Origin of the sequence: Amycolatopsis pittospori, from assembly GCF_013870525.1 — a bacterium.
In the GTDB taxonomy this organism is placed as follows: domain Bacteria; phylum Actinomycetota; class Actinomycetes; order Mycobacteriales; family Pseudonocardiaceae; genus Amycolatopsis; species Amycolatopsis pittospori.
Window position 1 is genome coordinate 1 of sequence record NZ_JACBXD010000109.1, and the last position, 22,026, is coordinate 22,026.

Annotated in this window: 18 protein-coding genes; 10 read left to right on the forward strand and 8 right to left on the reverse strand. The window is 68.0% G+C overall.

What is annotated here, in order from left to right; translation table 11 throughout:
• Positions 1-266: 266 nt before the first annotated feature.
• The 4 genes from H5J31_RS35375 to H5J31_RS35390 all read right to left on the reverse strand — a co-directional run bounded on the left by H5J31_RS35375 (position 267) and on the right by H5J31_RS35390 (position 8,193).
• Positions 267-1,475, reverse strand: coding sequence for a low temperature requirement protein A (locus tag H5J31_RS35375; RefSeq protein WP_181777037.1), 1,209 nt, complete (start codon positions 1,473-1,475; stop codon positions 267-269).
• Positions 1,476-1,929: 454 nt separating this feature from the next.
• Positions 1,930-3,402 carry an MFS transporter gene (locus H5J31_RS35380; RefSeq protein ID WP_181777038.1) on the reverse strand — a complete coding sequence of 491 codons (1,473 nt, stop codon included), beginning with the start codon at positions 3,400-3,402 and terminating at the stop codon, positions 1,930-1,932.
• The gene (dnaE, locus tag H5J31_RS35385) at positions 3,402-6,986 is read right to left on the reverse strand and encodes a DNA polymerase III subunit alpha (RefSeq protein WP_181777039.1); all 3,585 of its coding nucleotides are present in this window, start codon (positions 6,984-6,986) and stop codon (positions 3,402-3,404) included. Before dnaE ends, H5J31_RS35380 begins: the two co-directional genes overlap by 1 nt.
• A 178-nt stretch (positions 6,987-7,164) precedes the next feature.
• Complete coding sequence (locus H5J31_RS35390) at positions 7,165-8,193, reverse strand: plasmid pRiA4b ORF-3 family protein (RefSeq protein WP_328701695.1); 1,029 nt, start codon at positions 8,191-8,193, stop codon at positions 7,165-7,167.
• Between the two features lie 212 nt (positions 8,194-8,405).
• Here H5J31_RS35390 and H5J31_RS35395 point away from each other — a divergent pair, with 212 nt between their 5' ends.
• The 6 genes from H5J31_RS35395 (at position 8,406) to H5J31_RS35420 (ending at position 15,329) form a co-directional block, all read left to right on the forward strand.
• A complete protein-coding gene (locus H5J31_RS35395) occupies positions 8,406-8,807 on the forward strand; it encodes a nitroreductase/quinone reductase family protein (RefSeq protein WP_181777040.1) in 402 nt (133 codons plus the stop codon).
• 247 nt (positions 8,808-9,054) lie between these two features.
• Positions 9,055-9,726, forward strand: coding sequence for a FadR/GntR family transcriptional regulator (locus H5J31_RS35400; protein WP_181777054.1), 672 nt, complete (start codon positions 9,055-9,057; stop codon positions 9,724-9,726).
• Between the two features lie 4 nt (positions 9,727-9,730).
• Positions 9,731-11,170: an amino acid permease gene (locus tag H5J31_RS35405; protein WP_181777041.1), complete on the forward strand. Its 1,440-nt coding sequence runs from the start codon at positions 9,731-9,733 to the stop codon at positions 11,168-11,170.
• A complete protein-coding gene (locus H5J31_RS35410; RefSeq protein ID WP_181777042.1) occupies positions 11,167-12,129 on the forward strand; it encodes an asparaginase in 963 nt (320 codons plus the stop codon). The genes H5J31_RS35405 and H5J31_RS35410 overlap by 4 nt, the downstream gene beginning before the upstream one ends.
• Positions 12,130-12,139: 10 nt before the next feature.
• On the forward strand, positions 12,140-13,528 hold the full coding sequence (gene aspA, locus H5J31_RS35415) for an aspartate ammonia-lyase (RefSeq protein WP_181777043.1): 1,389 nt from the start codon (positions 12,140-12,142) through the stop codon (positions 13,526-13,528).
• Between the two features lie 178 nt (positions 13,529-13,706).
• Positions 13,707-15,329, forward strand: coding sequence for a CocE/NonD family hydrolase (locus H5J31_RS35420; protein ID WP_181777044.1), 1,623 nt, complete (start codon positions 13,707-13,709; stop codon positions 15,327-15,329).
• Here H5J31_RS35420 and H5J31_RS35425 read toward each other — a convergent pair.
• Both H5J31_RS35425 and H5J31_RS35430 read right to left on the reverse strand, forming a co-directional pair.
• Positions 15,326-16,087 carry a metallophosphoesterase gene (locus H5J31_RS35425; protein ID WP_181777045.1) on the reverse strand — a complete coding sequence of 254 codons (762 nt, stop codon included), beginning with the start codon at positions 16,085-16,087 and terminating at the stop codon, positions 15,326-15,328. The two genes, H5J31_RS35420 and H5J31_RS35425, sit on opposite strands and share 4 nt — an antisense overlap.
• 4 nt (positions 16,088-16,091) lie before the next feature.
• Complete coding sequence (locus tag H5J31_RS35430; RefSeq protein ID WP_181777046.1) at positions 16,092-16,721, reverse strand: GntR family transcriptional regulator; 630 nt, start codon at positions 16,719-16,721, stop codon at positions 16,092-16,094.
• Positions 16,722-16,767: 46 nt separating this feature from the next.
• Between H5J31_RS35430 and H5J31_RS35435 the strand changes: the two genes are divergently transcribed.
• Positions 16,768-17,946, forward strand: coding sequence for an aminotransferase class V-fold PLP-dependent enzyme (locus H5J31_RS35435; RefSeq protein WP_181777047.1), 1,179 nt, complete (start codon positions 16,768-16,770; stop codon positions 17,944-17,946).
• On the opposite strand, the gene H5J31_RS35440 is transcribed toward H5J31_RS35435, so the two are convergent.
• On the reverse strand, positions 17,943-18,434 hold the full coding sequence (locus H5J31_RS35440; protein ID WP_181777048.1) for a DUF1453 domain-containing protein: 492 nt from the start codon (positions 18,432-18,434) through the stop codon (positions 17,943-17,945). The genes H5J31_RS35435 and H5J31_RS35440 overlap by 4 nt on opposite strands.
• A 63-nt stretch (positions 18,435-18,497) precedes the next feature.
• On the opposite strand from H5J31_RS35440, the gene H5J31_RS35445 reads away from it, so the two are divergent.
• Complete coding sequence (locus tag H5J31_RS35445) at positions 18,498-19,103, forward strand: TetR/AcrR family transcriptional regulator (protein ID WP_181777049.1); 606 nt, start codon at positions 18,498-18,500, stop codon at positions 19,101-19,103.
• Positions 19,104-19,127: 24 nt separating this feature from the next.
• Positions 19,128-20,624, forward strand: a complete 1,497-nt coding sequence (locus H5J31_RS35450) for an AMP-binding protein (protein ID WP_181777050.1) — start codon at positions 19,128-19,130, stop codon at positions 20,622-20,624.
• Positions 20,625-20,649: 25 nt separating this feature from the next.
• On the opposite strand, the gene H5J31_RS35455 is transcribed toward H5J31_RS35450, so the two are convergent.
• The gene (locus tag H5J31_RS35455; protein ID WP_181777051.1) at positions 20,650-21,168 is read right to left on the reverse strand and encodes a MarR family winged helix-turn-helix transcriptional regulator; all 519 of its coding nucleotides are present in this window, start codon (positions 21,166-21,168) and stop codon (positions 20,650-20,652) included.
• A gap of 14 nt (positions 21,169-21,182) precedes the next feature.
• Here H5J31_RS35455 and H5J31_RS35460 point away from each other — a divergent pair, with 14 nt between their 5' ends.
• A complete protein-coding gene (locus H5J31_RS35460; protein ID WP_181777052.1) occupies positions 21,183-21,686 on the forward strand; it encodes a carboxymuconolactone decarboxylase family protein in 504 nt (167 codons plus the stop codon).
• Positions 21,687-22,026 lie beyond the last annotated feature (340 nt).

Here is a 22,026-nt window from a genome sequence, read left to right on the forward strand (position 1 = left end):
CAATCACGCGGCCTTATCCGAAGCAGTTATTTCTTGGCTTTTGTTCGGAGCTCACCCTACACCTGCTTGAAACTGCCGTTTCAGCGGGGGTCTGGTTACCTCTCCGATTCGGGACCACCCACTCTACCACCATCCGGTGGGAGCTTGGTTCGTGTTCCCGGCGGCCGCTCGGTTTCCCTGGCGACGAAGAGAACATTACACGGCCCGAAAACGGCTTTTACAGGGGGGGTCCCTTTTTTCGCGCCGACGCTCTGACCTGCGTCGATCTAGCTCGCAGATGTGGCCTCGCCCGGGACGGGCTCTCCGTGTGTGGCGACCACCGTCAGCACGACGAGGGCGGCGGCGAGCAGAGCGGTGATGTGGATGGGCGCGGGCGTGAAGGACGCGCCGAGCACGAGCACTGCGGTCACCGGGAAGCCGATCGCGATCGGGCGGCATTCGTTGGTGGGCCCGATATGCATCAGCCAGACGCTCAGCAGGTAGATCGCGACGGGCACGGTCGTCGCCATCGCGGCGGGCAGCGAGGCCACGTGCCCGGTGTGGGTGTCGTAGTCGACCGCGACCTCGAGTCCGGCGCCGAGCGCGGCCGCCGAGGCGAAGATCAGATAGTGCCCGTAGCCCCAGCTCGCGACGGTGAAGAGGTTCTTCGCCTTCTCGAGCCGCACGTGTCCGGGCTGGTCGAAGTACAGCCACCACAGGGAGAAGACCAGCACGAGCCCCGCGGCGGCCAGGGAGATCAGGCCGCCGGTGTGCTCGCCCTCGTCCAATCCTTCCTTGACCGCGGTCGTCGCGCCGAGGATGGATTCACCCAGCACGATGATCGTGAACAGGCCGTAGCGCTCGGCGATGTGATGCGGGTGCCAGCCCGTCGGACGGCGGCGCTCGGCGATCACCGGGACGGCCAGTTCGGCGAGCAGGAACAGGAAGAACGACGGCAGGGCCAAGGACTCCGGCAGGCCGAGACGGACGATCCACAGGATCTGGACGATCGTGATGCCCACCGCGTATCGCAGTGCCGCCGGACGGCAGGACGAATCGGTCCGCGCGGCGCGCAGCCACTGCGCGACCATCGCGAACCGCATCAGGACGTAGCCGATCACCATGATCGTGAAGTCGCCGTCGAACGCCGACGAGACGCCGGCCGCCACGGTCAGCCCGCCCGCGATCTGCACCATCGTGACCAGCCGGTACAGGACGTCGTCGGTGTCGAACGACGAAGCGAACCAGCTGAAGTTCAGCCAGCCCCACCAGATCGCGAAGAACACCATCCCGAAGCTGAGCACCCCGTGTCCGATGTGGTTCTCGGCGATCGCGTGGTGGAGGCCGGCCGCGGCCTGGGCGACGGCGACCACGAAACACAGGTCGAACAACAGCTCCAGCGGTGTCGCGACCCGGTGCCCCTCACCGGAATCCCGCATCTTCATCGGCCGGTACCAGACCCGCAGCCGACTACCCCGCACAGAACTCTCCGCCATCGGTGCTCCTCGCTATCTGAGACTGACGAGATCTTCGCAGCCGAAGGCGATTCACACACTCGGAGAAAGCGCGGCGGGTGGGTCCGGGCCGGGCGCACCTCCCCAGGCGTCCCCGCGCGGACCCACCCGCGCGAATGCCTCACCCCGACTCAGCTGGTCAGTGGACGCGAACCGGCTGCCGCCGAACGGTCCCCCGCGGACGCCGACGGCTGTCCACCGGTTCGTGACCGTGGGTGCCCATTCCTGAAACTCCGGGCTCACCACGATCGCTCCCACCGATCGATCCATCCCCGATCGATCGACAGAAATACCACTGTCGGTAGCCATGTCACAGCGGTGAAGGCTCCGTTAGGTCTACCTGGTTGCTCTGAGTAGCACCAGGGTCTAACGACTTCAGTCACTCGGATGGAGCATCCGGTCTAGCCGACCGTAGTCATCGGCGGGCGCCGATCGCTCAGCCGCGTTGACTGTCCGCGGCAGCGCGGGCGGTTTCCTCCCGCTCAGTGAGCAATCGGCGATTCCGGCGCGAGCGGAGTTCGATCACCGCGAGTAAGAGCGCCGAGCAGGTGAGACCGGCGGCGCACAGCATCGCCGCGGTCAGCGCCGACGGGTAGCCGCCGTTCGCGCCCAGCACCGCGTGGAAGATCGACGCGAGGACGACGGTGCCGATCGCGGTGCCGATCCGCTGCCCGGTCTGCAGCGCTCCCCCGGCCACACCCGCCATCGACGTCGGCACGCATTCCAGGGTCAGCGTGGTGTTGGGCGAGATGACCATCCCGCCGCCGATCCCGCCGATGAGCAGCGGCACCGCGAACCACCAGCCTGCTGACGCGCTGGGGGCGTGGCCGGCGAGCACCGCGACGGTCACCATCCCGGCGATCACCATGACCAGCCCGGTGACGGTGAGCTTGCGCCCCCACTTCGGGACGAGCCGCCCGGCTATCGCCGCGGACACCGCCGAGCCGATCGCGAACGGCGTGACGGCGAGCCCGGACTCCAAGGGCGTGTAACCCAGCCCCTGCTGGAAGAAGATCGCGAACACCAGCCACATACCGGTGAACCCGCAGAAGTACAGCGCCCCGACCGCGGCACCCGTCGCGTAACCCGGAGTGCCGGTGAACAGCCGGGTGTCCAGCAACGGCGGACGGCCGCGTCGCACCATCGAGCGTTCCCAGCGCACGAAGGCGAACCCGAAGACCACCGCGACCAGGAACAGCCACCACAGATCGCTGAGCCCGCCCTGTTCGGATTCGATCAACGGGAGCAGTACGCCGAGCACCGCGACACCCAGGAGCATGATGCCGACGAAGTCGATCTCGCCCTTCAGGCTTCTCACCGTGCTCGATGTCTTCGGCAGCCATCTCAGCGCGAAGACGAACGCCAGTACCCCGATGGGGACGTTCACGTAGAAGACCCAGCGCCAGCCTTCCGGGTCACCGAACACGGCGAGGATCACGCCGCCGAGCACCGGGCCGACCGCGGTGGAGATCCCGACGGTGGCACCGAACATGCCGAAGGCTCGGCCACGTTCCGCGCCGCGGAACAGATCCTGGATCATCCCGCTGTTCTGCGGCGTCATCATGCCCGCGGCGAACCCCTGCAGGAGCCGCGCGACGATCAGGATCGTCTCGTTCGGCGCCGCCCCGGCGAACGCGCTGGTCAGCACGAACGCGGCGAGCGCGTACAGGAACATGCGACGGCGGCCGAGCGCGTCGCCGAGTCTGCCTCCCGACACCAGCACGAGCCCGAAGGCCAGCGCGTATCCGGAGACGACCCACTGGATCCCGCCGCTCGACGCGCCGAGGTCCTTCTGGATCGACGGCAGTGCCGTGTTGACGATGCTGACGTCGAGCAGGCCCATGAACCCCGCGGCGAGGGAGACGGCCAGCGCCTTCCAGCGCCGCGGGTCGGGTTCGTAAGCGGTCATCAGGTGCTGGCGGCGATCCCGGGGATGCCCTTGAGCTCACCGATCAGCATCGACGTCACCTTGACCGGATAGTCGTAGAGCGCGAAGACCGTCTGGTTCTTGCCGACCAGCTTGAGATGCACCGGGGTCTCGCCCTTGTGCGCCAGCAAGGTCTGCTTCAGCTCGCTGACCACCGACTGGTCGATCTTCTCCGCCGCGGCCAGCAGGACGAGCGGCAGGTCGTCGTCACCGTTGCCGACCTCGGACAGGTCGAGCGGCACCAGGCCGCCGCCGAAGACGGACATCTTGTCCTCGCGCCAGTTCACCCGGCCCTTGACCAGGACCGCGTTGTCCTCGATGAGGTCGGCGGAGAACATCGCGTACGACTTCGGGAAGTACAGGACCTCCAGCGAGGCGTCCATGTCCTCGACGGTGCAGATCGCCCAGGGCTCGCCCTTCTTGTTGACCCGGCGCTCCAGCGAGGTGATCAACCCGGAGATGATCAGCTCGCCTTCCTTCGGCGGGTCGGCGAGGATCGCGGCGATCGGCCTCGGCGCGTGTTTGCGCAGGATGCGTTCGGCGCCGTCCAGCGGATGCGCCGAGACGTACAGGCCCAGCATCTCCCGTTCGTAGGCGAGGAGTTGCTTGCGCGGGTACTCCTCCTCGCCGAACTTCAGATGCGCGAGCGGCGACGAGGACACCGCGGCCTCCGCGTCGTCGTCCCCGCCGAAACCGAAGAGGTCGAACTGGCCCATCGCCTCCTGGCGCTTGAGCGGGACCACGGCCTCGACCGCGTCCTCGTGCACCTGGATCATCGAAAGCCGGGAGTTGCCGAGCGAGTCGAACCCGCCCGCCTTGATCAGCGATTCGATGACCCGCTTGTTGCAGGCCACCAGTTCGGATTTGTCGAGGAAGTCGGTGAAGGAGGAGTACTTCCCCTTCTCGTCGCGGGTCTTGATGATCGACTCGACGACGTTCGCGCCGACGTTGCGGACGGCACCCATGCCGAAGCGGATGTCCTCCCCGACGGCCGCGAACCTCAACGCCGACTCGTTGACGTCCGGCGGGAGCACCTTGATGCCGAGGCGACGGCACTCGGACAGGTAGACCGCGGACTTGTCCTTGTTGTCACCGACCGACGTGAGCAGCGCGGCCATGTACTCCGGCGTGAAGTTCGCCTTGAGGTACGCGGTCCAGTAGGAGATCAGGCCGTACGCGGCCGCGTGACTCTTGTTGAACGCGTAGCCGGCGAACGGGAGGATCGTGTCCCAGAGAGCCTTGATCGCTTCGGAGGAGAAGCCGCCGGGGAGCAGTTCGCTCCCCTTCATGCCCTCTTCGAAGCCCACGAACTCCTTTTCGAGGACTTCCTGCTTCTTCTTACCCATCGCCCGGCGGAGCACGTCCGCGCGGCCCATCGAGTACCCGGCCACTTTCTGGCCGATGTGCATGATCTGCTCCTGATAGACGATCAGGCCGTAGGTGTCGGCCAGGATCTCCTTCAGGGGCTCTTCGAGCTCGGGGTGGATCGGTTTGACCTTTTGCCGATTGTTCTTGCGGTCGGCGTAGTCGTTGTGCGCGTTCATGCCCATCGGGCCGGGGCGGTACAGCGCGCCCACCGCCACGATGTCGTCGAAGACCGTCGGCTGCATCCTCCGCAGCAGGTCCCGCATGGGCCCGCCGTCCAGCTGGAACACGCCGAGCGTGTCACCGCGGGAAAGCAGTTTGTACGTCTCGGGGTCTTCGACGCCGAGGGTGTCGAGGTCGATGTCGACCCCGCGGTTGGTCTTGATGTTGTCGATCGCGTCACCGATGACGGTGAGGTTCCGCAGGCCCAGGAAGTCCATCTTGAGCAGGCCGATGTTCTCGCACGACGGGTAGTCCCAGCCGGTGATGATCGAGCCGTCGTCACGCTGCCACAGCGGGATCGCGTCGGTCAGCGGATCGCAGGACATGATGACCGCGCAGGCGTGGACGCCGGCGTTGCGGATCAGCCCTTCGAGGCCACGGGCGGTCTCGAAGATCGTCTTGCACTCTTCGTCGGTCTCGACGAGCGTGCGGACTTCTGCCGCTTCGCCGTAGCGCTCGTGCTTCGAGTCGACGATGCCCGAGAGCGGGATGTCCTTCGCCATGATCGGCGGCGGCAGCGCCTTCGAGATCCGGTCCGCGATCGCGTAACCGGGCTGGCCGTAGTGGACTCGGGCGGAGTCCTTGATGGCGGCCTTGGTCTTAATCGTGCCGAAGGTGATGACCTGCGCGACCTTGTCGACGCCGTACTTGTCGGTGGCGTAGCGGATCATCTCGCCGCGGCGACGGTCGTCGAAGTCGATGTCGATATCGGGCATGGAGACGCGTTCGGGGTTCAGGAACCGCTCGAACAGCAGCTTCTGCGGGATCGGGTCCAGGTTGGTGATACCCAGGACGTACGCGACCAGCGAGCCGGCGGCCGAACCACGGCCGGGCCCGACGCGGATGCCGACCTTACGGGCGTAGTTGATGAGGTCGGCGACGATGAGGAAGTAGGCGGGGAAGCCCTTCCCGATGATGACGTCGAGCTCGATCTCGATGCGCTCGTTGTAGTACTCGTCCGGGACGCCGTCGGGGTACCGCCACTTGAGGCCGCGCGCGACCTCTTCCCGCAGCCAGGTGCCCTGGTCGTAACCGTCGGGGACCTCGAAGAACGGCAGCCGGTCCTTGTGGGTGTAGACGTCTTTGTAGGACTCGACGCGTTCGGCGATCAGCAGGGTCGAGTCGGCGGCGCCGGGGACTTCCTTGTCCCAGTACTCGCGCATGTCGGCGGCCGACTTCAGGTAGTAGCCGTCACCGTCGAACTTGAACCGGTTCGGGTCGTTCAGCGTCTTCCCGGCCTGCACGCACAGGAGCGCGGAGTGCGTGTCCGCCTGGTCCTTGGTGACGTAGTGCGAGTCGTTCGTCGCCAGCGGCCTGAGGTCGAGCAGCTTGCCGATCTCGAGCAGGCCCTCGCGGACCGACCGCTCGATCGGCAGGCCGTGGTCCATCAGTTCGAGGAAGAAGTTTTCGCCGCCGAAGATGTCCTTATAGTCCGACGCGGCCTGGATCGCTTCGGTGCGCTGCCCCAGCCGGAGTCGCGTCTGCACCTCGCCCGAGGGGCAGCCGGTGGTCGCGATGATGCCTTCGTGGTTCTCCGAGATCAGCTCACGGTCCATCCGGGGCTTGCGGTAGTAGCCCTGCATGCTCGCGAGCGAGGAGAGTTTGAACAGGTTGCGCAGCCCGGTCGCGTTCGCGGCGAGCATCGTCATGTGGGTGTACGCACCGGCGCCGGAGACGTCGCCACCCTCACCGAGCTCGTCGGCGCCACGCTGGTTGGACTGTCCCCAGAAGACCGGCTTCTTGTGGAAGCGGCTCTCCGGCGCGACGTAGGCCTCGATGCCGATGATCGGCTTCAGCTCGTGTTTGACCGCCTGCTGGTAGAACTCGTCCGCGCCGTACATGTTGCCGTGGTCGGTCATCCCGACCGCCGGCATGCCGAGGCGCGCCGCCTCCTTGAACAAGGGGGCGATCTTCGCCGCACCGTCGAGCATCGAGTACTCGGTGTGCACATGCAGGTGGACGAAGGAATCGTTCGACACCAGCGAAAACCTCCCCTAGGCAGACGGGTCCCTGGCTGCGTGACGCGGGCCGGTCCTCCCACCTTATGCGCCGAGGTCCGACGGCGCCCGGGCGGGATGGTACCCCGGCAAGGGTCAGTCTTCCCTTCCGATCGGCCACCACCAAGCACCGACGCGGCGCGGTTCGCGATGACCTCGATTACCCCCCGAACGGGTCGCCGGATCTGCTCAGCCGGGACAGCCGCTCGTCGACCACCTCCCCGTCGAACCACTCCGGATCGAACCCGAAGCCGCCGAGCTCTTCGAGCAGTCCCTCGTTGTCTTCGTCATCCGGATCGCGCAGTGCCTCCAGCAACATCTCGTAGCTCCGCTCGTCCTCGCATTCAGCCGGAGGCGCGGCTCGCTCGCCGTCGAGGCAGCTCGGCGCTTCGGGGAGATCGACCAGCTGCTCGACGCGGATCCAGTGCCTCCAGCGCCCCGCCTCGTAGACGAGCCGCTGGCCCGGCGAAGTGACGACCTGGCCGAGTGTCACCTCGTCGTCTGGACGGTCGCCTTCTCCGCCCGGCACGTCGGAGCCGAGCACGCCGTACGCGGTCTCGAACCGGTGAAGCTGCCGTTCATCGCGGTCGAACGCGGCCGCGAGGATCCGGTGCAGTCCGGCGAGGGTGACGTCGGAGCGGACTTCGAGCCGTCGCCAGATCGCGTCGTCCGGCTCGGCCAGGGCGACCGCCAGCCAGAGCCCGGTGTCCGGCGCGGGCGGGGGCAGGACGAGCGGCAGCGGCTCGGCCGACGGTACGCGCGGAAGCGGCTCGTAGTCGGGCAGACCGAGCCACCGGCGCAGCTGGGCCGCACGCTCGGCCAGGTCGGGCCTCGGATCCCTTCCCAGTTTCAAGAGGTCGGGGACCCTCTCCCGGATCCAGGCGGCGCTGTCCGCCCTGACGATCAAGGCCGTTTCGACCTGATCACGGAACTCCGCAGGGGTCAGCTGCGCCTCGACCACCTCGAAGCCGTTGCGAAGTACTGCCAGGGCGTCCTCGGGGGCAGGGTGAAGCTCGATCACGTCGACCTCGCGGCCATTCACCACCACCTCGACGCCCACTGAGCGTTTGCCGGCGGTCAGCGTGGCTGCCAGAACCACGAGGTCCTGATCGACCTGGCCCTGCGCGACACAGTCCGACAGTTCGACAGGTCCGTGGAGCAGCTTCGGCCAGCGCTCCACCCCGCTCACGTCCAGAGGACGCGGCGGGCGGGAGCGCTGGTTCCTGGGTCTTTTGGCGGGCTTGCGCCCGCGGCTGACGGGGCTCACTCGTCCAGTGTCTCCGGCGGCACCGACAGTTTCCGCGGCGCGGTGAGCTGCCATGATCCAAAAATGCTTGCCGACCTGGGCGCGGATGGGCAGACTGGCCAGCCGCCAAGATCACCGAACCGCCCGGAGAGTTGATGATCGACCTGCAGGCCATGAACGAACGCGTGATCGCGGAGTTCCGCGCGAACGGCCGTCACGGCGACGGCCTTCCGACGCTGCTGCTCACCACCACCGGCGCTCGCACCGGCCGGCGGCACGTGACGCCGATGCTGTTCCTGGCCGACGACGACCGGTACGTCGTCTTCGCCGCCAACGGGGGCGCTTCCGGTCATCCGGACTGGTATCGCAACCTGATCTCGGAGCCGTCTGTCGACGTCGAAGCGGACGGAGAGGCCTTCACCGCTCACGCGGAGGAGATCACCGGAGCGGCCCGGGACCGCCTGTTCGCGAAGCAGGCGAAGGCGTTCCCGAGGCTGGCCGAGCACCAGTCGAAGACCACGCGGCCCTTCCCGGTGATCGCGCTCAAGCGCGTCTGACGCGCGGTGTGACACTGGCCACCTCTACGCCGGATTCCGGTGGCACGCCAGGACTCCGTACCGGCGAAGGCGCCCAGTACGGCTTCCCATTCCCGGGCGGCTACCTCATCGGCGCGGACCTCGCAGGCTGGATCGGAGCGCTCGGCTGATCGCTTGACAAAGCGGTGGGCCGACCGCACGATCTCGTCTCATGAACCTGTCTGACAGCCAGACAGCCGGACACGGTGGTCCGCGGCGCATCAGCGCGATGGAGGCCGTGCTGGCACACCTTCGCGGCGCCATCGAACGCGGGGAATACCCCGTCGGCCAGAAGCTGCCGTCGGAATCCGCGCTCGGCAAGGAGTTCGAGGTCAGCCGGTCGGTCGTCCGCGAAGCGTTGCGGGGGCTGCAGGCACTCGGGCTCACCGTGTCCAAAACGGGCAAGGGGACCTTCGTGACCGCCACCGGGCCGGTCGAGAACCCCACCTTCGGGACCTACTCGGCCCGTGACCTGTTCGAGGTCCGGCGCCACGTCGAGATCCCCGTCGCCGGATACGCGGCCTTGCGCCGCAGCACCGACGACCTCGATCTGCTCGGCCATCTCGTCGAGCGGATGGACGTCGAAACCGACAACACCGCGTGGGTGGCGCTGGACTCGCTGTTCCACATCACCATCGCCCAGTCCTCGGGCAACCCGGTGTTCGGCAAGGTCATCGAGGAGATCCGGGACGCGCTGGCGCGCCAGTCGGCATTTCTCAACCAATTGGGTGACCGTCGGACCCGCTCGAACGCCGAGCACCGTGAGATCGTCACCGCCATCGCCTCCGGCTCCGAAGCGGACGCCGTCGCGGCGATGACCTCCCATCTCGAACACGTCGAGGACGCGCTCACCACCATCGTGCGGCCGAGCCACACGACGCACCAGAACAAGGACGACTGACACCGTGACCGAACAGACCCTCAGCGCGGACGACAAAGCCGCGCAGGTGCCGGCCGACGCCGGTGACGCCGGCTACGACAAGGCGCTGAAACCCCGCCACGTCAACATGATCGCGATCGGCGGCGCCATCGGCACCGGCCTGTTCCTCGGCGCGGGCGGACGGCTCGCTCAGGCGGGCCCGGCCCTCGCGATCGTGTACGCGGTCTGCGGCCTCTTCGCGTTCTTCGTGGTGCGCGCGCTCGGCGAGCTCATCCTCTACCGCCCCTCCTCCGGCGCGTTCGTTTCCTACGCCCGCGAATTCATGGGTGAAAAGGGGGCTTTCGTCGCGGGCTGGATGCACTTCCTGAACTGGTCGACGACCGGTATCGCGGACATCACCGCGATCGCGCTCTACGCGCACTTCTGGTCCTTCTTCACGCCGATCCCGCAGTGGGTACTGGCGCTCATCGCGCTCGCCGTCGTGCTGACACTGAACATGGTGTCGGTCAAGCTGTTCGGCGAGATGGAGTTCTGGTTCGCCATCATCAAGGTCGCCGCGCTGGTGACCTTCATGGGGATCGGGATCTTCCTGCTGGTCACCCAGCAGCCGATCGACGGCCAGACACCCGGATTCTCGCTGATCTCCGATCACGGCGGGATCTTCCCGGCCGGGCTGCTCCCGATGGTGCTGATCGTCCAGGGCGTCGTGTTCGCCTACGCCTCTGTCGAGCTGGTCGGCGTCGCCGCGGGCGAGACGAAGGACCCGCGGAAGATCATGCCGAAGGCGATCAACTCGATCATGTGGCGGATCGGGATCTTCTACGTCGGTTCGGTGATCCTGCTGGCGATGCTGATGCCGTGGGACTCCTACAGCAAGAACGAGAGCCCGTTCGTCACCGTGCTCTCGCATATCGGGGTGCCGCAGGCAGGCAACGTGATGAACCTGGTGGTGCTGACCGCGGCGCTGTCCAGCCTGAACTCGGGCCTCTACTCCACCGGCCGCATCCTGCGCTCGATGTCGCTCGCCGGATCCGCGCCGAAGTTCACCGGCGTGATGAACAAGAACCACGTGCCTTACGGCGGGATCCTGCTCACCTCGGCGGTCTGTGTGCTCGGTGTCGGCCTGAACGCCATCGTGCCGAGCGAAGCCTTCGAGATCGTGCTGAACTTCGCGGCCATCGGCATCCTCGGCACCTGGGCGATCATCGTGCTCGCGCATCTGATGTTCGTGCGCAAGGCCAAGCGCGGCGAGGTCGAACGCCCGTCGTACCGCCTGCCGTTCTCGCCGTACACCGAGATCGCGACGCTGATCTTCCTCGCCGCCGTCGTCGTTCTGATGGGCTTCGACGAGACCGGCCGGATCACCCTCTACTGCCTGCCGATCATCGGGCTGGCGCTGGTGGCGGGCTGGTTCGGGGTCCGCAAGCGGATCAACATGGACGTCTTCGAAAAGACCAAGCTGTGATCCCCGAGATCCGCGTCCCGGCGCACGAGCCGCTGGTGCATCTCCTCCGCGACGGAATGGTCGAGGGGGTGCACCACGGTTCGGCCGTGGTGCTCGCGCCGGACGGCCGCGTGCTGTTCTCCGCCGGCGACGTCGAGTCGGCGTTCTATCCACGTTCGGCGGCCAAACCCCTGCAGGCCACGGCGATGGCGCGACTCGGGGTCGAGCTGAGCCCGGCCGGGTTCGCCGTCGGCGCGGCCAGCCACTCGGGTGAGGACATCCACCTGGCGGAGGTGCTCAGGACACTGGACGGCGCCGGGCTCACCGCCGAGGATCTGCGGACGCCGGAGGATCTGCCGTTCGACCCGGTCGAGCGCGACTCCTGGATCGCCTCGGGGCGGGCCGCTTCGAGGCTGGTGCACAACTGCTCCGGCAAGCACGCGGCCATGCTCGCGACCTGCCGTCCGCACGGCTGGTCCACTGTGGACTACCTCGATCCGGGCCACCCGCTGCAGCGCGCGATCGCGGACTGCGTCGAGGACCTGACCGGACAGCGGATCCCGAAGGTCGCCGTCGACGGCTGCGGCGCTCCCCTGTTCGCGGTCTCGCTGCGCGGTCTAGCCCGCGCAGTCGGCAAGATCGCCGCCGCGGCCCCGGGCGCGCCGGAAGGTCTTGTGGCCGAAGGGATCCGGAAGCATCCGGAACTGGTCGCCGGTACCCGCCGCGACGTCACCGCGCTGATGCGGGCGGTTCCCGGCCTGATCGCCAAGGACGGTTTCGAAGCCGTCCAGGTCGCCGCCCTGCCGGACGGCACGGCGATCGCGGTCAAGATCGCCGACGGCGGGGACCGCGCCCGGCAGCCGGTGCTCGCCGCCGCGCTCGCACTGTGCGGCGTCGACCGGGAAGTACTGAAGCCGTTCACCGGGACCCCCGGCCTGCGCGTGACGGGCGCGCTCGCCGAACTCCAGATGGCAGCCTGAGGAGCCGTTGATGCATCGCGTGGAACACGATCTGCTGGGAGACAAGGAAGTTCCGGCCGATGCCTACTGGGGTGTGCACACCGCGCGCGCCCGGGAGAACTTCCCCATCACCGGCACCGCGATCTCCGCGTACCCGCATCTGGTCGAGGCGCTCGCCTCGGTCAAGGAGGCCGCGGCCCGCGCCAACGCCGACCTCGGCCTGCTGAAGCCGGACGTCGCGGACGCGATCTGCGAGGCGTGCCGTGAGATCCGGGGAGGCGCGCTGCACGACCAGTTCGTCGTCGACGTCATCCAGGGCGGCGCCGGCACCTCGACGAATATGAACGCCAACGAGGTGATCGCGAACCGCGCGCTCGAACTTCTCGGGCACGAGAAGGGCGAGTACGCCCATGTGCATCCGAACGAGCACGTGAACCTCGGGCAGTCGACCAACGACGCCTACCCGACCGCGGTCAACGTCGCGACGATCCTCGCCGTCCGCGAACTGGCCGAGGCGATGGTCGTGCTGGAGCGGGCGTTCGCGGCCAAGGCCGTCGAGTTCCACGACCTGCTGAAGATGGGCCGCACCCAGCTGCAGGACGCCGTCCCGATGACACTGGGGCAGGAGTTCGGCACCTACGCGGTCATGCTCGGCGAGGACCGGCTTCAGCTGACCGAAGCCGTGGCGCTGCTGCACGAGATCAACCTCGGCGCGACCGCGATCGGCACCGGGCTCAACGCCGCTCCCGGGTACGCCGAAGCCGCCGTCGCGCATCTGCGCGAGATCACCGGCCTGCCCGTCGAGACCGCGGCCGATCTGGTCGAGGCGACCCAGGACTGCGGCGCGTTCGTGCATCTTTCCGGTGTGCTCAAACGGATCGCGGTCAAACTCTCGAAGAGCTGCAACGACCTGCGGCTGCTTTCCTCCGGTCCGAGGGCGGGGCTCAACGAGATCAACCTGCCGCCGGTGCAGGCGGGTTCGTCGATCATGCCGGGCAAGATCAACCCGGTGATCCCCGAGGTGGTCAACCAGGTCGCCTTCGAGGTCATCGGCAACGACGTCGCGATCACGATGGCGGCCGAAGCCGGGCAACTGCAGCTCAACGCCTTCGAACCGCTGATCCTGCACTCGCTCTCGGAGAGCATCACGCATCTGCGTTCGGCCTGCGTGGTGCTGGCGGAACGGTGCGTCTCCGGCATCACCGCGAACGCCGACGTGATGCGGGGTTACGTCGAGAACTCCATCGGGCTGGTGACCGCGCTGAACCCGAGCATCGGGTACGCGGCGGCGACCGAGATCGCCAAGGAGGCGCTGGAGACCGGGCGAGGCGTGGCTGAACTCGTCGTCGAGAAGGGCCTGCTTCCCGCGGAAGAACTGGCGAAGCTGCTGAAACCGGAGACGCTCGCGCGCCTCTCCTGAGACCAGCGGGGTGGTACCGGGCGGTCCACCCCGCGCCGGGAAAGCGTCCTTCATTGCGAAACCCGCGATGAAGGACGCTTTCCTTTCCTCGGGCGGCGGCTCATCGCGTGCCACGCCGCGACGACGCGGGTACGGTCGAAAGCGGAAGGTGATCATCCGCACGAAAGGCGGGCCTGACGTGCTCGAACGACTCCTCGACCGGTTCCTCGGCCTCCCCCGGGCCGAAGGCCCTCCTCCGATCGCGACCAAGGGGATCCCGGTCCCGATGTCCGACGGCGTCCGGCTGCTGGCCGACCGCTACGCCCTGCCGGGTGACGAGCCGCGACCGGTGGTGCTGATCCGCACGCCGTACGGCCGCAAAGGCGTGATGGGCAAGATCTTCGGGGAGACGTTCGCGCGCCACGGGTTGCAGACGGTCCTCCAGAGCACGCGCGGCACCTTCGGCTCCGGCGGCGAATTCCGGCCGTTCCACCTGGAGAAGGAGGACGGGCTCGACACCGTCGCCTGGCTGCGCGAGCAGCCGTGGTGCGACGGCCGGGTCGCGATGGCGGGCGCGAGCTACCTCGGACACACGCAGTGGGCTGTCGCGCCATACGTCGACGAGCCGCTCGAAGCGGTCTGTCTCGGCGTCACGGCGTCGGAGTTCGTCTCGACCTTCTACCCGGGCGGGATCCTCGCGGTCCACAACATGGTCTCGTGGTCGTCGCTGATCGGACGTCAGGAAGGGCGGTTCGCCGGCCTGCCGAACCCGTGGCAGACCAAGAAGACCCGTGCGGCGATGTCGCACCTCCCGATCTCCGGCGCGGACGTCGCGGCCATCGGCGAACAGGTGCGGTTCCTGCAGGACGTCTCCGCGCACGCCGAGCCCGGCGACGATTTCTGGGCGCCTTCGGATCACAGTGGCGAGGTCGGCGCGCTGACGACACCGGTGACCATGGCGACCGGCTGGTGGGACCTGTTCATCTCCTCGCAGCTGCGCGACTTCAAGGAACTCGCCGCCGCCGGACGCGAACCCCGGATCACCATCGGCCCGTGGGCACACGGCGAACCGGCCAGCCTGAAGACCATGGTGGGCGACCAGATCGGCTTCCTGTCGGCACATCTGCTCGGCGACCGCGCCCAGTTGCGGCAGGCGCCGGTGCGGCTGTACCTCCAGGGCGCCGGGCGGTGGCTGGACTTCGAAAGCTGGCCGCCGGAATCCGACGCCACCCCGTACTACCTGCGCCCCGGCGCGCTTTCCACCGCGGAACCGGTGGAGTCGAAGCCGGGCACGTTCACCTACGATCCCGCCGATCCGACGCCGTCCGTCGGTGGGCCGCTGCTTTCGGGTGTCTGGAAGCAGCGGGACAACAAGATCGTCGAAGTGCGCCCTGATGTGCTGCTCTTCACCGGCGACAGGCTCAAGCACGACCTCGACGTCATCGGCGAGATCTCCGCGCTGGTGCACGTGCGCACCGACCTCGGGCACGGCGACGTCTTCGTCCGGCTGTGCGATGTGGACGGTCGCGGCGTCTCCCGCAACGTCACCGACGGCATTCTCCGTCTGCGTCCCGGCACCCCGGAGTCCGATAGGGACGGAGTGGTGGCGGCCGAAGTCCACCTCGACCCGACGGCCTACCGATTCCGGCGCGGGCACCGGCTGCGACTACAGGTCGCGGGCGGAGCGTTCCCTCGCTTCGCCCGCAACCACGGCACCGACGAGCCGGTTTTCAGCGCGGTGGACGGGAAACCGGCACGGTTCGAGATCTTCCACGACCCCGCGCGGCCATCCCGGATCACCCTCCCGGTCTTCGGAGGTTAGGCCGTGACCACCCGCTGATGGGTGGTCAGCCTGCCGTCGTCGTGCAGCACGTGGAACAGCAGCGACGGCGGCAGGTCGTAATCGATCGGCCCGCCTTCACCCCACGGCCGGAGGCCGCCCTCTTCCCACGGGAACAGGATGTTCGACCCGACCGACGGCGCCGACCGCAGCGGCACGCCGGCGAAGGTCGTCGACGTCGCGGCGTGGACGTGCCCGCAGAGCAGCGCCACCACCCGCGGATGGCGGGCGATCACCTCGGCCAGCCTGTCCTCGCCCTCCTGGCGCATGATGTCCACCAGCGGCAGGCCGAGTTCGACCGGCGGATGGTGGAAGCACACGAAAGCGGGACCGTCGCCGTCGGCGAGGACGCCGTCCAGCCAGGCGATGCTCTCGTCGTCGAGCAGCCCGCCGGGTTTGCCGGGGATACTCGTATCGGCCATGACGAAGGTGATGTCACCGACGGTGTGCACAGCGTTGACGGGGGCGTCGCTCGGCGCCTCGTCGAGCAGCCCTTCCCGGTACGCGCCGCGTACGTCGTGGTTTCCGGGGCAGGTGAACAGCGGGACGTCGGTCTTGAACAGCTCCGCCGCGCGCCGGTACTCCTCGACCGTGCCGTGATCGGCGATGTCGCCGGTCACCAGGATCGCGTCGACCGGTGTCGCCAGATTCTCCAGGTACCGCATGACACGCGCGGTGCGCTCGTCCGCGCGGTCCCCGCCGTCGAGATGGTTGTCGCTCAAATGTGCCGTCACGAACACTGCATCACCCCATGTTCTCCAGATATGCCAACGTCTTCACCCAGTTCCGCACGAGCAGCTCCGCTGCCGTCGCGTGGTCGGAGGCGCGGATCGCCTCGGCGATCCGCCGATGTTCGTCGATACTCTCCAGCGAGCGCTCCGTGCCACCGAAGTAGCAGGCGTCATAGCGTTTCAGGAGCGGCTTGGTCTGCTCGATGAGGCGCAGCAGATGCGGATTCGTACAGCGCGAGACCAGCAACGCGTGCCAGCGATCGTCCAAAGCGGACAGATCGCCCTGCCGTTCGAGTTCGGCGCTCATCTCGTCGGCGATCCGGTCCAGGCCGCCGGTGAGCCCGGCGAGATCCTGCGGCGAACTCCAGCGCAGCGCGAGCGCCTCCAGCTCCGCGACGAGCGGGTACAGCCGCCGAGCCTCCTCAGGGTCGAACGGCGGCAGAAGGAAGCCACGGCCCGGCGCCGAGACCAGCAACCCGCGATCGGCCAGCCCGATCAGTGCCTCGCGCAACGGCGTCCGGCTGACGCCGAGCTCACGAGCGAGGTGCACTTCGTTGATCCGGCTGTCCGCGGCGATCCGGCCGTCGAGCACTCGCGCGGTGATCTCCTCCGCGAGGTCACGCCGTAGCAGGTTCCTCGTCATCTGAGCAGTATTGCATGCACTTCGGTCGTACTGTATTCAGTTAGGCATGACGGACTTCGATGTAGAGCGCGCCCGGTCCGAGACCCCGGGATGCGCGGAGGTGGTCCACCTCAACAACGCCGGATCGTCGCTCCCACCTGCCCGAGTGACCGACACCGTCGTCGACTACCTGCGCCGAGAAGCCCTGATCGGCGGATACGAGCAAGCGGCGGCGACCCTGGAGGGGCATGAGGCCGTCTACGCCTCGGCCGCGCGACTGGTCGGCGCCGGGCCCGACGACATCGCCCTGACCGACAACGCGACCCGCTCGTGGCAGGCCGTCTTCTACGCCCTGCCGTTCACCGCCGGCGACCGGATCCTGACGTCGAAATCCGAGTACGCGAGCAACGTCATCTCCTTCCTGCAGACCGCGAAGCGCACGGGCGCCGTCGTCGAGGTGGTCGACGACGACGAGTCCGGACAGCTCGACGTCGAGGATCTGAAGCGCCGGATCGACGGCGACGTCAAGCTGATCGCCGTCTCCCACGTGCCGACCCAGGGCGGTCTCGTGAACCCCGCCGAGGAGATCGGCGCGGTCGCCAGGGCCGCCGGGGTCCCCTTCCTGCTGGACGCGTGCCAGAGCGCCGGCCAGATCGACCTCGACGTCGCGCGCCTGAACTGCGACGCGCTCAGCGTGACCGGCCGCAAGTACCTGCGCGGGCCGCGCGGCACCGGATTCCTCTACGTACACCCGCGGCTGCGCGAGCGGGTCGAGCCCGCGATGCTCGACCTCCACTCGGCGACGTGGAGCGCGCCGGAGAGCTACGAAGTCGATCCGACGGCGAAGATGTTCGAGGTCTGGGAACGCGATCACGCCGCGACGCACGGCCTGGGCGCGGCGATCGACTACGCCCTCGAATGGGGCATGCCCGCCATCGAAGCCCGCGTCGCCGCGCTGGCCGCGAAACTGCGCGACACGCTGCGGGAGATCCCCGGCGTCCGCGTCCACGACCAGGGGACGCGACAGTGCGGGATCGTCACGTTCAGCGTCGCGAAAACGCCGTCGGAAGAGGTCAAGCGGCACCTTTCGGCGGCGAAGATCAACACCAGCGTCGCGCACGCGACTTCGGCCCAGTTCGACTTCACCGCACGCGGGCTGCCGGAGATGGTCCGGTCGTCGGTGCACTACTTCAACACCGAAGACGAGATCGCGCTCCTCACGGGGGAGATCGAAAAACTGGCCTAGCGCCGCGAAAGCACCGAGTCGGACGACGGGGCGTACGGCAGCCCCGTCGTCTTCGCCCGCATGCCCATCACGAGCGCCTCCCCCAGCAGGCTGACGCCGATCGACAACGTCACCGGCCTCGCGTCGGGATGCGCCCCGGCCAGAGTGGCCAGGAAACCGATCCCGAAGTTCACCACCATCGACAGCACCCAGACGCCGAACGTCCAGCCGGTATAGCGCAGCCACAGCACGCCGTCCCGCTCGAACAGTTTCGTGGTGGCGGCACGCACCGCGCCGAGACCGCAGCCGGCCACGGCGCCCAGCGCGAGCCAGAGACCGTCCGTGACAGTGAAGGTCTCGAGTTTGGTCAGGCCGTAGACCCCGATCCCGATCAGGATCGCCGGCGCCCCGAACACGTCGCGGGCGACCAGCGGCTCTCCTCGGAGCCTTCGCACGACGATCGCGACCACCACGGCGACCGCCAGCGCGATCAGCAACCAGGTCCTCATGAACTCCCCCTTTGTAGCATGACTGTGCTAAATAAAATAGCAAGGTCGTGCTATAAAGGCAACGTGCCCAAGATCGTCGACCCCGAGGCCCGGCGCCTGGAGATAGCCGAAGCCGTCTTCCGCGTGATCCAGCGGGACGGTCTCCCCCAGGCGTCGCTCAGAAGCGTGGCCGACGAGGCGGGTCTGGCGATCGGTTCGGTCCGGCACTATTTCAAGGGGCACGACGAGCTGATCGTGTTCGCCATGCGCTCGCTCGGCGACCGGCTGGTGGCGAGGCTGCTGGGGCACCTCCCGGACCTGCTCGACCCCGCGACACCGCGTTCACGGCGACAGGAACTCACCGAAGCCCTGCTCGGCGAACTGCTTCCGCTCACCGAGCAGACCCGGGCCGAAACCGACGTCTGGCTGGCGTTCACGGCCGCCGCGAAGAACCGCCCGGACCTCGCCGAGGAGGCCACCCGCACCCACGACGGGGTCCGCGCCCTTGTCCGGCGAGTGCTCGAAGGCGCCCACGGGGCGGGCGGGCTACTCGACGACCTCGACCTGGCCGTCGAGACCGAACGGCTGGCCGCACTGCTGGACGGCCTCGCCCTGTCGGCGGGACGGACCCCACCGGAGCTGATGCGCACGGTGCTCCGACGGCATCTGGAGACCTTGCGGGCGCCCTAGCCCGACAGGTGGCACTGTGACGGCATGAGCACGTTCTACGAAGTCGCGGCCCAGGACCCCGGACGTGTCGCGGTGATCGACGTCGACGGTCGCGAGACCACCTTCGGCGAGTTGTCCGCACGGGCGAACCGGCTCACGCACGCCCTGCGGGCACTCGGCCTCGATGAGGGCGACGGGATCGTCGCGATCATCCACAATGGACTCGCCTACTACGAGCTCCTGCTGGCGACGCTGCAGGCGGGGATCTACTTCACGCCGGTCAACTACCGGTCCCCGCCGGGCGAGATCGCCTACATCGCGGGCAACAGCGGCGCCAAGGTCGCCGTCGCGGACGCGGACATCGCGGCCACCTGCACCGACGAACTGGCCGCCCTGCACCGGTTCTCCCTCGGCGCGACGCCGGGCTGGGCGGATTACGCGTCCTGGGGCGCGGATCAGCCCACGACGACGCCGGAGCACCGGACCTCCGGCCAGACGATGCTCTACACCTCCGGCACCACCGGGCGCCCCAAGGGCGTCCGGCGCGCGCTGTCCGGGCAACCGCCCGCGCTGCACCCGATCCACACGCACACCCTCGAACGGCTGGACGTCCTGCCGGGGCAAGGAGTGCACCTCGTCGCCTGCCCGCTCTATCACGCGGCGCCGGGCACCTTCTCGACCGCGATCCTGCATCTCGGGCACACCCTTGTGCTGATGGACCGGTTCGACGCCGAGGAGACGTTGCGGCTCACCGAAAAGCACCGCGTCACGAGCACGCATCTGGTGCCGACGATGTTCCACCGCATGCTGCGGCTGCCCGACGACGTCCGCGAGCGCTACGACCTGTCGAGCCTGGTTTCGGTGATCCACGGCGCCGCGCCGTGCCCGCGCGAGGTCAAGGAGCGGATGCTCGCCTGGCTGGGGCCGGTGGTCCACGAGTACTACGGCGCGTCCGAAGGGCTGATCACCGCCGTGCACGCCCGCGAATGGCTCGCCGAACCGGGCACGGTCGGGAAGCCGCTGGACGGGGTACGGATCAAGGTCGTCGGGGACGACGGCGAAGAACTCCCGCCGGGTGAGACCGGGACGCTGTACTTCAGTTCCGCGCACACGAAATTCGACTACCACGATGATCCGGACAAGACGGCCGCCTCGCGCTCGGGGGAGTTCGTCACCGTCGGGGACGTCGCCTACCTCGACGCGGCGGGGCGGGTGTTCCTGTGCGACCGGCGTACGGATCTCATCCTGTCCGGCGGCGTGAACATCTACCCGGCCGAGATCGAGGCGCGGCTGCTGAGCCATCCCGACGTCGCCGATGTCGCGGTGATCGGCGAACCCGATCCCGAATGGGGACAACGGGTCGTCGCCGTCGTCCAGCCCCTCGAAGGCGTCATCGGGGACTCCGTGCTGGCGAAGAGCCTCGAAGAGCATTGCCGTGCCGAACTCGCCGGTTTCAAGACCCCGCGCCGGTTCGAGTTCCGGGAGCGCCTGCCGCGGACGGAGAGCGGGAAGATGCTGCGGAGGACCCTTCGGGCGGACTGAATCGGACGGAACCCGGCTGTCCCTTCTAGGCGCCGAACCAGCCGGCGACGTCGAGGCGGAAGCCGTCGGTCGGCGCCATCGTGCGCAGGTCCGTTTCGAGCGCGCGGACCCTCTCGGCGCCCAGCGCGTCGACCCAGTCCTCGCGCAGCCGCTCGAAGATCGCCGCGGACCGGCCGAGCGAGTCGAACCCGCGTGCGGTCAGCCGCACGACCTTGCGCCGCGCGTCGGCCGGATCGTCGGCGCGCTCGACGTACCCGAGTTGCTCCAGCTTGTCGACGGTCTTGCCGGCCGCCTGCTTCGTGACCCCGAGCCGTTTGCCGATCTCGCTCGCCGTGGCACCGTGGCGGCCGATCGCCTGCATGGCGAAGCCGTAAGCCGGACGGACGTCGGGATGTCCCTGCTCGGCCAACTCGGCGTGCATCCGGTCGATGATCGAGCGGAAACCCGCGAAGAGCAGCAGGGGCAGCTCGAAGCCGGGCGGATCGAGAAGCCGCTTGCGTTGTTCGACAACCTGGTTTACCTTTTCGTCAACCACGTTGACCATCTTAAGGGGCTGCCTTGTTCACCGACCACACCGTCGAAACCGCACCCGAAGCCTCGCGCCGCGCGATGGAGGCGACCATCCGGAAGTTCGGCCACCTCCCCACCGCCGTCGCCCGGCAGGCGTCGTCACCGGAACTGCTCGACGGATTCCTGAAGCTCAGCGCGAGTTTCGAGCGGACGACGCTCGAACCCCTCGCGCGGGAAACGGTCGTGATGACCGTGGCGACCCGCAACGGCTGCGAGGTGTGCGTCGAGATCCACACCGGCAAACTGAAGGGCCTTCACGCGGACGACGACGTCATAGCGGCGCTTCGCTCGCAGGATCCCGTGCCCGACGAGCGACTGGAAGCCGTCCGGCAGTTCACGCTCGCGGTACTCGAAACCGCCGGCGGCGTCGACGACGACACCCTGCGGACCTTCTTCGGGTACGGCTACACCGAGCGCAATGCCCTCGAAGTCGTCATGGGCATCGGCGCCTACACGATGTCGACCTTGGCGAACCGGCTCATCCGCGCCTAGTCGCTCTGCGTGATCACCCCTCGCGACCTGGATCACTCCAATGGCCGCCGATCTTGATGTATCTGGGCAGTCCCGGCCGTCTCCTGTCTTGTGCAGCCGAAAGTTCGCCACCCGCGGCGCGGCGCACCGGCGGTCTGGCCTGCCGAGGGGGCAGACCAGACCGCCGAAAACCAAAGATGTTCCACAGGGGTGGGGGTACGCGAAGACCCCCTTCACTCGGCTAAGTCGAGTGAAGGGGGCCTTCGCGTACCTACAGGTGGGCGGCCGACGGCAGGGCGGCGGCGAGAGGGGGCTCGTGAGTGTTTTGGGTCGTTCTAGCGACCCAAAACACTCACGACCA